Here is an 8046-nt window from a genome sequence, read left to right as displayed (position 1 = left end):
AGGATTTGAAAAGGAAAAACCCCGAAAACCGCATGGTTTCGGGGTTTTTGAGCTGTTTTGAAACAGTTTTATCGCTTGCTGAACTGGGGAGCGCGGCGTGCGGCTTTGAGGCCGTATTTCTTACGCTCTTTCATACGCGGATCGCGGGTGAGGAAGCCGGCTTTTTTCAGAATGGGGCGCAGCTCCTCGTTGTACTCCAGCAGTGCTCTGGCAATGCCGTGACGGATAGCACCGGCCTGTCCGGTGACGCCGCCGCCGCCAACGTTGCAGACAATGTCAAAGTTGCCGTTGGTGTTGGTCAGCTCCAGGGGCTGGCGGACAATGAGTTTCAGGGTATCCAGGCCGAAATAATCGTCGATATCACGGCCGTTGATCTTTATGGAACCGCTGCCTGCATAGAGTCTCACTCTGGCAACGGAATGTTTTCTTCTGCCTGTTCCGTAAAAGAATGGTTTTGTATCGTACATTTAAATGTCCTCCTTTCCTATCTTATAGAGACCAATTTTCGGGGTTCTGTGCGGCATGGGTATGCTCCGCGCCCTTGAATACGCGGCAGCGCTTGAGAGAATTGGCCCCGATGGTGTTGGAGGGCAGCATTCCTTTGACAGCCAGCATCATGGCCTTCTCAGGATTTTCCTTCATCAGCTTGTCGTATCTGGTCTCTTTGAGGCCGCCGATCCAGCCGGTGTGATGACGGTAATATTTCTGCTCCAGCTTTTTGCCGGTGAGGACAGCTTTTTCCACGTTGATGATGATGACGTGATCGCCGCAGTCCACATGGGGGGTATAGGTGGGCTTATGTTTGCCGTTGAGGATATGGGCGGCGAGAGCAGCGGTGCGGCCCAGGGGCTTGTCAGCTGCGTCCAGCACATACCATTTGCGGCTGATTTCGCCAGCTTTTGGCATTGTTGTTGACATACGTTTTACCTCCTACAAGTATCTTCCGGCCGCCTCCTCTGGGGGAACGGCAGCGGGAAAAGTGAAACTTTTCTATCAAAACCCGCTTTCCTAAGCGGTTTAGACATCAAGTCGCATGTACCATTATAGTGAAGAAGCCCTAGGGTGTCAATACCTTTTTTGCAAAAATTTAATTTACATCTGTGCTTTCTCTCGATTTCTCTCCCAAACGCCGGATTTCTCTCTCATTCTCACGCGCTATTTCACTTTTTTGCAGTCTCCCGAAAGCCCGGCGGGGGAAAAGGGGATTGCCAGGCCCGCTGATTTCCTGTACAATAGAACAGGTTTTGAGAAGGGGGGAAGGAAGATGCAGAAGATCCTGGGCTATATGCGCAAGGCCATCACCGACTACCAGATGCTGGAGGACGGGGACCGGGTGGCCGTAGGGGTCAGCGGCGGCAAGGATTCGGTGGTGCTCCTCACCGGGCTGTGCCGGCTGCGGAAGTTTATCGGCATCGACTATCAGGTGGTAGCCGTGACCCTGGACCCCATGTTCGGCGGCGTCCCCACCGACTACACCCCCATCCAGAAGCTCTGCGATCAGCTGGAGGTCCCCTTTGTCCTCAAGCGCACCGACATCGGCCCGGTGGTCTTTGACATCCGCCAGGAGAAGAACCCCTGCAGCCTCTGCGCCCGGATGCGGCGGGGCGCCCTCCACGACGCGGCCAAGGAAAAGGGCTGCAACAAGATCGCCCTGGGCCATCACTGGGACGACGCGGTGGAGACCTTCCTCCTCAACCTGTTCCACGAGGGGCGGATCGGCTGCTTCTCCCCGGTGTCCTACCTCTCCCGGAAGGATTTGACCATGATCCGGCCCCTGGTCTTCGCCCCGGAGCGGGATATTGGGTCGGCCCAGCGCCGGTGCCGGCTGCCGGTGGTCAAGAGCAAGTGCCCGGCGGACACCTTCACCCAGCGCCAGTGGGCCAAGGAGTATCTGGACACCATGGAAAAGGAGCATCCCGGCTTTAAAAAGCGGCTGTTCGGCGCCATGGTCCGGGCCCATGTCAGCGGCTGGTGAGGGAGAACAAGGCATAAAAAGGCGGCGGACCAAAAGTCCGCCGCCTCTTCGTTTATTATCTCATCCCGAGGGGGTGCAGAAACGCTGAGTCGAAAAGCGTCCTATCCTTACTCCTCAGAAAAATCCTCTTCAGTCAGCAGGATCTCCCCGTATTTTGCCTCATGGGCCTCGATCTCCTTCCAGCAGAGGTACTCGATGAGATTGGACATGGATCGCTTCTCCCGCTGGGCAATTTTGCGGATCTTTGCGTGACAGGTCTCGTCGAAACGGAATGTAAAAGGGATTTTTGCCATGTGATCACCTCATTATATTGGCTCTTGGTCTAATTTTAGTAAAAAGCCAGTTCTCTGTATGCATAACATTTGATGTTGATGTGATGGTAATCTTACATCATTATGGCCTACATGAGATGATATATGCGCATATTATAGAAATATTTTCCATGAATCGGTGGTTCATTCCGGGGCTGTCCGGCGGGAGCGAAAAATCCGGGGGAAGGGGCCTTAGGGCAGCGGGAGGACATTTTCCCGGAAGATGGAAAAGCGGCGATGGAAATTTCCATCGCCGCTTTATGATCTCTGACGTTTAATACCGGCCCAGGGCCCAGGCAAAGTAGCGCTCTTTGATTTTGGAGATGCCGCTTTGGCGGATCTTCACCTCAGCGCCGCCCTCCATAATAAAGGTGTGACCGACAATGTTGGTGATGTAATCCATGTTGGCGAGATAGCTCTGATGGCACCGGAGGAAGCGCCGGTCAGAGATCAGGGCCTCCAGATCCCCCAGCTTGGTATAGCAGGAAAAGGTGAATCCCTGCCGGGTGTAGAGGGTCACAATCCGCCGGCAGCTGGACAGATACAGCAGGTTATCAAGCAGCAGGTCGTAGGTTTTCCGGGCGGTGCGGATCAAAACGTGGCGGGCCTTTTCCGGGTCATAACCGGCCAAAGCCTTGTCCAGGGCCGGCTCCACCACAGCCTCGGACAGAGGCTTTTTTATGAAGGCGGCGCCGGGGATATCCAGTAGCTCCAGGTTGGAAATATCCTGGGGCCCGATGAAGATGATCGGGCAGAAACGGTTGTATTTCCGCACCTTCTGGGACAGCGCTGTCATGTCATCGGCGGTGCCGTCGGTGGATAAGAACACAATGTCAAACACACGCTGACAGGTGTACATGGAATCGAGCATCTTCTCCAGGCTGGTGAAGGTGTCCGTCTCAGCGGGGCCCTCTGCTTTGCCCTCCATCATCTGCCGGACCAGGGCCTCCAAAGCCTGGCCGTCTTCCTGGGATGGATCGTAAATTGCAATGTTCATCATGGTATTTCCCTGCCTCCCTTAGGGGGAGAATCTACTTTCTCCGACGTTAAATTTTGTGATGAGTATGATGTGTGTAGCGGCTTCACCGTCTGCCCAGACCTGATGACTTGGGGACCGTCGGGCAGACCATTGGGTCATATAGATATACCAATACATCTTTATTATAATACACTATGACAAAAATGAACATGCTTTTTTGTGAATTCCGTAAAATTCGCCAAATTTTACAAATATGTACTAACAAAAAACGTTTTTATCGTCCTATTGGCGTTTTTGATTTGTGCAACATGCGAAAGGTTTGATAACCAATTTTTGGATGCAACGGGGAAGCATTTCCAGCAAAGCCCATATTCCCGGTGTTTCCTTTCAGGAATAGCATGGAGAAGTAAGAAATTCGTAAGGAAAACATGTTCCGCCCTGTAAGAAATCCTCCGTATAATCACAGTGAGAAAGAGAATTGTGGTATAATAGCGTTATTGGCGCGGAAGGGGCAGGGCCCCGGCGGCGCCGAAAACGTGAAAAACCTAAAGGAGAGGAACGGAATATGCAGGATCTGACCGTATTGGTCGTGGATGACGACAAGGAGATTTGTGATTCCATTGGGATTTATCTGAAGAATGAGGGACTGAATGTGCTGAAGGCCTACGACGGGCTGCAGGCGTTGGAGATGCTTTCAGACAACACCGTCCACCTGATCCTGCTGGATATCATGATGCCCCGCCTGGATGGCATTGGCGCCATGGTGAAGATCCGCCAGGATCGCAACATCCCCATCATCCTCATCTCGGCCAAAAGCGAGGATACCGACAAGATTCTGGGACTCAATATGGGTGCCGACGATTATATCACAAAGCCTTTCAACCCCCTGGAGCTGATTGCCCGGGTCCGCTCCGCCCTGCGGCGGTATGTGACCCTGGGGGATATGCCCAAGCAGGAAAACGTGCTCAAGACAGGCGGACTTGTCCTGAACACGGTGGACAAAACCCTGACGGTAGACGGTGAATATGTCAAGCTGACCCCTATTGAATTCCGGATCCTGGAACTTTTGATGGAAAACCAGAACCGGGTGTTCCCCATTGACGAAATCTATGAGCGGGTCTGGAATGAACCCAGTTTTGCCCCGGAAAATACCGTTGCCGTACACATCCGCCGCATCAGGGAAAAAATCGAGATCAACCCAAAAGAACCCAAATATTTGAAGGTGGTGTGGGGCATTGGATACAAAATCGAAAAAATCTAAGGGTGGCGCTGTCTTTGCGGCCTATTTTATAGGCATCTGGCTCATCGTCGCCTCCCTGGCGTCCATCCCGTATCTGCTTTCCCGGCAGTTTTATGAGGATGACTACACCGAGACCTGGAATTTTCAGGAGATGATGAGCCAAACTCTTTACGAGGGCTATACCATTGTCACCTATAACCCCCAGTTTGAGGACTATAAGTCGCAGTACTGGGATAACTACTATAACGACTATTACAACCAGTACGGCTATTATCCGGAGCTGACCGATGGTGAAATCACCCTCCAGGAGGAAAAGTTCCGGGAGGACTGGGAAGAGAACAAGGACAATGAGCTAAGAGACGAAAAAGAGAATTTCTACACCGACCGGGACGTCCGGCAGGTTTATTTTGTCAACGACGACACCGACGCGGAATTCCACCGGGAGTATACCAACACAGACTTTGGCTCCCTGGAGGAGTTTAAGGCCTACATCGAGGCGCATCGGAGCGAATACCACTATCTGGTCTATCTGAATCAGGGGCAGTTTTCCGGCTCCGGGCCGAAGGGGGACTTTACCTACCCCAGCTTTTACGGCGGCGCCGAGGAGATCTTTTCCTGGATCCCCGGCGACCAATCCGCCTATGAGCACATGACGGTCATCATCGCCGTCCGGGAGGACCTGGGCGCCTTCGCCTCCTATGGCAACTGGGCCTATTCGGTCTATCTGGGCCATGAGGTCAGCCGCTATTTAGCGGTTATCGCCCTTTGCTGCTTCGGGGCAGGGCTGGTGCTCTTCATCCTCTCCTGCGTCTTCCGCAAACGGCGGCTCCTTTTCTCCCAGCAGATGGCGGCGGGACTTTCCAAGATTTGGCTGGAGGCCAAAATTGTGGCCTATGTCCTGCTCATCGCCCTGGGCGTCTCCGCCTTTGCCCTCTCCTTTGATTCACCGCCCCTCCTTCTGGCCGCGCCACTGGCCTATTGGCCTATCTACCTGATCTGCCTGGACTTTAAACACAACGGGCTGCAGGTGTTCCGGCAGAACAGCGTCAACACCCTGTTTAAGGCCGTCAATAAATATAGTATGAAATACCCCTTCCAGAAGCGGCAGTCCCGGAAGATGGCCATCTTCTTTGGCATCGAGGTGGGCATTGCCGTGCTGGGCGCCATCTTCTTCGCCATCGGCGTCATGGGGGAAGGCTTCTTCGTCTTCCTGGCCCTCCTCGCCGCGGGGATTGGGCTTCTGGTGGGCTACCGGTTTATCGACCGGTACCGGAATTCCCTGCAAAACCTGGGGCGGATGATGGATCATGTCCACGCCATCCGGGAGGGGGAGAATCCGGCGCCGTTGATCCCCTATCCCAGCGATCCCCTCTTCGATTTCGCGATGGATCTCAACGGCATCAACGAGGGCATCAGCAAGATGGTAGAGGAGCGCACCAAAAGTGAGCGGATGAAAATCGAGCTGATTACCAATGTATCCCACGACCTGAAAACGCCGCTGACCTCCATCATCAACTATGTGGATCTGCTGAAAAACGAGGAGCTGACCCCTGACTTTGCCAACGATTATGTAAAGGTCCTGGAGCGCAAGTCCATGCGGCTGAAGACCCTCATTGAGGACCTGTTTGAGGTGTCCAAGGCAAACTCCGGCAATATGGAGATGGAGCTTGCCGTCATCGACTTCGGCGAGCTGGTCGAGCAGACGGTGGCGGAGCTGGATGAAAAGATTGCCCCCTCCGGTCTGGACTTCCGGGTCAATGTGCCCCAAAAGCGGATTCATATCAACGCCGACGGCCGCAGGCTCAACCGGGTGCTCTCCAACCTAATCCTCAACGCCGTCAAGTATTCCTTGAAAGGGACCAGGGTGTATATTGACGTGTTCCGGTGGGAGCAGCGGGCCATCTTTGTCATCAAGAATATCGCTTCCTACGAGATGAACTTTAATACCAATGAGATCATGGAGCGCTTTGTCCGGGGGGACGCGGCCCGGTCCACCGAGGGCTCCGGGCTGGGGCTGTCCATTGCCAAGAGCTTTACCGAGCTGATGGGCGGCGAGATGGATATTGCCGTGGATGGCGACCTGTTCAAGGTCACGCTGGATTTTGAGGTGGTAGAGCCTCTCCGGCAGCTGCATCAGTTCCCTGACGAGCCTCCCGAAGAGCTCCAATAGGCCGCCCTAGCGGGCAGCAAGACGCGCCTCTGGTTTTATTTGAGACACTGTACGCGATGCCCGCAACTATGTTGCGATTGAAACCACAGCGCGCGCCTGCCGGCGAGGATGACGCGCCCTTGGTCTTGTTTGAGACACTGTACGCGATGCCCGCAACCTTGTTGCGATTGACACCACAGCGCGGCTTGGGAGCGGGCTCTGCCCGCCCGGTAGGTGGGATGAAAAAAGCAGCTGCAAAAGCAGCTGCTTTTTTGCGCTTCTTATTCCAAAACCCCCATCTGGGTCAGGGGCCAAAGCTTAAAGACGGCCTTGCCGATGATCTTGTCCGCTGGGATATAGGGGTCTTCCCAATCCCTGGCGTCGTAGGAACCGGCCCGGTTGTCCCCGAAAAAGAGGTAGCATCCCTCCGGCACCTGGAAAGAGCCGGAGGTGGTGGAGGGATTTTTCACATAGGGCTCGTCCAGCAGCTCCCCGTTGATGTAAACTTTCCCCTGGTCGTCCACCACCACTTCCTCGCCGGGCAGGCCGATGACCCGTTTGATCAGGGTCTCGCCCAACTCGTCGCTTTCAAAGACCAGGATATCCCCCCGCTGGATGTTTTCCTCCGGATTGTACATCCGCAGGGTGAAAAGCCAGTCCCCTTTGTTGATGGTGGGGATCATGGAGCCGGTGGGCACGGTGGCAAAGAAAAAGACAAATTTGATGAGGAGAAAAACCACCAGGATTTCTATGGCAAAGGGGAGAATCCACTCCTTAAAAACACGCTTGACTTTTGCTTGATCCATAGGGGGTACAGTTCCTTTCCTATCAATTGGGCCGGTTTTCCATTGTTGACCGGCCTCTTTTATGGTATACTAAATACAGTAGCTTTGCAAGTGGGGGGCATGTCCATGAATTGGCGGTATAAGCCGGGCCTTCGGATGGTCAAGACCGGCGTCGCGGTGTTGCTCTGTTTGGTGGCGTCCATCCTGCTGCATCGGGAGAACGCCTTTTACTCCTGTATTGCCGCTGTCATCTGTATGCAGCCCACCACGGAAAAATCCCTCCATGCGGGGATCCACCGCTTTATCGGCACCCTCTGCGGCGGATTTGTAGGCTTTTTGCTGCTGGAAGCGTCCAGGCTCATCCCCCAATACTACACCTGGGCCTATGTGCTGGTGATCCCGGTATTTTTGCTTCTGGCCATCTACCTGACCAACCTTCTGGGCAGGAAGGAGTCCGCGGCCATCTGCTGTATTGTGTTCCTCAACATTGCCACCAACCTAGACCGGGGGATTCAAAACTCCCTGCTCTATGTGGCGGACCGGGTCATTGATACCGGCATTGGCATCGTGCTGGCGGTTTTGGTCAACCGCTTCCTTTTCCCCCGCC

The 8046-nt window shown here is 54.2% G+C and carries 9 protein-coding genes; 4 read left to right on the top strand and 5 right to left on the bottom strand.

Annotation, left to right across the window (positions count from 1 at the left end):
* Positions 1–68: 68 nt before the first annotated feature.
* Together rpsI and rplM are read right to left on the bottom strand one after the other, a co-directional pair.
* A complete protein-coding gene (rpsI, locus tag ACZ25G_RS09190; RefSeq protein WP_191482951.1) occupies positions 69–467 on the bottom strand; it encodes a 30S ribosomal protein S9 in 399 nt (132 codons plus the stop codon).
* A gap of 22 nt (positions 468–489) precedes the next feature.
* A complete protein-coding gene (gene rplM, locus ACZ25G_RS09185; RefSeq protein WP_463682243.1) occupies positions 490–918 on the bottom strand; it encodes a 50S ribosomal protein L13 in 429 nt (142 codons plus the stop codon).
* 346 nt (positions 919–1264) lie between these two features.
* Here rplM and ACZ25G_RS09180 point away from each other — a divergent pair, with 346 nt between their 5' ends.
* A complete protein-coding gene (locus ACZ25G_RS09180; protein ID WP_463682242.1) occupies positions 1265–1975 on the top strand; it encodes a tRNA 2-thiocytidine biosynthesis TtcA family protein in 711 nt (236 codons plus the stop codon).
* Between the two features lie 107 nt (positions 1976–2082).
* Here the strand turns inward: ACZ25G_RS09180 and ACZ25G_RS09175 are convergent, their stop codons facing one another.
* A complete protein-coding gene (locus ACZ25G_RS09175) occupies positions 2083–2268 on the bottom strand; it encodes a hypothetical protein (protein WP_191482954.1) in 186 nt (61 codons plus the stop codon).
* A 292-nt stretch (positions 2269–2560) separates the two neighbouring features.
* The gene (locus ACZ25G_RS09170) at positions 2561–3283 is read right to left on the bottom strand and encodes a LytR/AlgR family response regulator transcription factor (RefSeq protein WP_463682241.1); all 723 of its coding nucleotides are present in this window, start codon (positions 3281–3283) and stop codon (positions 2561–2563) included.
* 556 nt (positions 3284–3839) lie between these two features.
* Here ACZ25G_RS09170 and ACZ25G_RS09165 point away from each other — a divergent pair.
* Positions 3840–4526 carry a response regulator gene (locus tag ACZ25G_RS09165; RefSeq protein WP_191482971.1) on the top strand — a complete coding sequence of 229 codons (687 nt, stop codon included), beginning with the start codon at positions 3840–3842 and terminating at the stop codon, positions 4524–4526.
* Positions 4501–6675 (top strand): sensor histidine kinase, encoded by a 2175-nt coding sequence (locus tag ACZ25G_RS09160; protein WP_463682240.1) that lies wholly within the window; start codon positions 4501–4503, stop codon positions 6673–6675. The genes ACZ25G_RS09165 and ACZ25G_RS09160 overlap by 26 nt, the downstream gene beginning before the upstream one ends.
* Before the next feature lie 260 nt (positions 6676–6935).
* Here ACZ25G_RS09160 and lepB read toward each other — a convergent pair whose 3' ends face one another.
* Complete coding sequence (gene lepB, locus ACZ25G_RS09155) at positions 6936–7460, bottom strand: signal peptidase I (protein ID WP_463682239.1); 525 nt, start codon at positions 7458–7460, stop codon at positions 6936–6938.
* A gap of 105 nt (positions 7461–7565) precedes the next feature.
* On the opposite strand from lepB, the gene ACZ25G_RS09150 reads away from it, so the two are divergent.
* Positions 7566–8046, top strand: a 481-nt coding sequence (locus ACZ25G_RS09150) for an FUSC family protein (protein ID WP_463682238.1), incomplete at its 3' end; no start/stop codon positions are given.

It is taken from the genome of Zongyangia sp. (assembly GCF_965361945.1).
The sequence above is the reverse complement of the archived record's forward strand: the minus strand, read 5'-3'. Positions and strand labels throughout refer to the sequence as shown.

Coding starts and splice junctions, on each gene's coding strand:
- ACZ25G_RS09170 (WP_463682241.1), bottom strand. CDS start 3,283: ATGAACATTGCAATTTACGATCCATCCCAGGAAGACGGCCAGGCTTTG.
- lepB (WP_463682239.1), bottom strand. CDS start 7,460: ATGGATCAAGCAAAAGTCAAGCGTGTTTTTAAGGAGTGGATTCTCCCC.
- rplM (WP_463682243.1), bottom strand. CDS start 918: ATGTCAACAACAATGCCAAAAGCTGGCGAAATCAGCCGCAAATGGTAT.
- ACZ25G_RS09180 (WP_463682242.1), top strand. CDS start 1,265: ATGCAGAAGATCCTGGGCTATATGCGCAAGGCCATCACCGACTACCAG.
- rpsI (WP_191482951.1), bottom strand. CDS start 467: ATGTACGATACAAAACCATTCTTTTACGGAACAGGCAGAAGAAAACAT.
- ACZ25G_RS09175 (WP_191482954.1), bottom strand. CDS start 2,268: ATGGCAAAAATCCCTTTTACATTCCGTTTCGACGAGACCTGTCACGCA.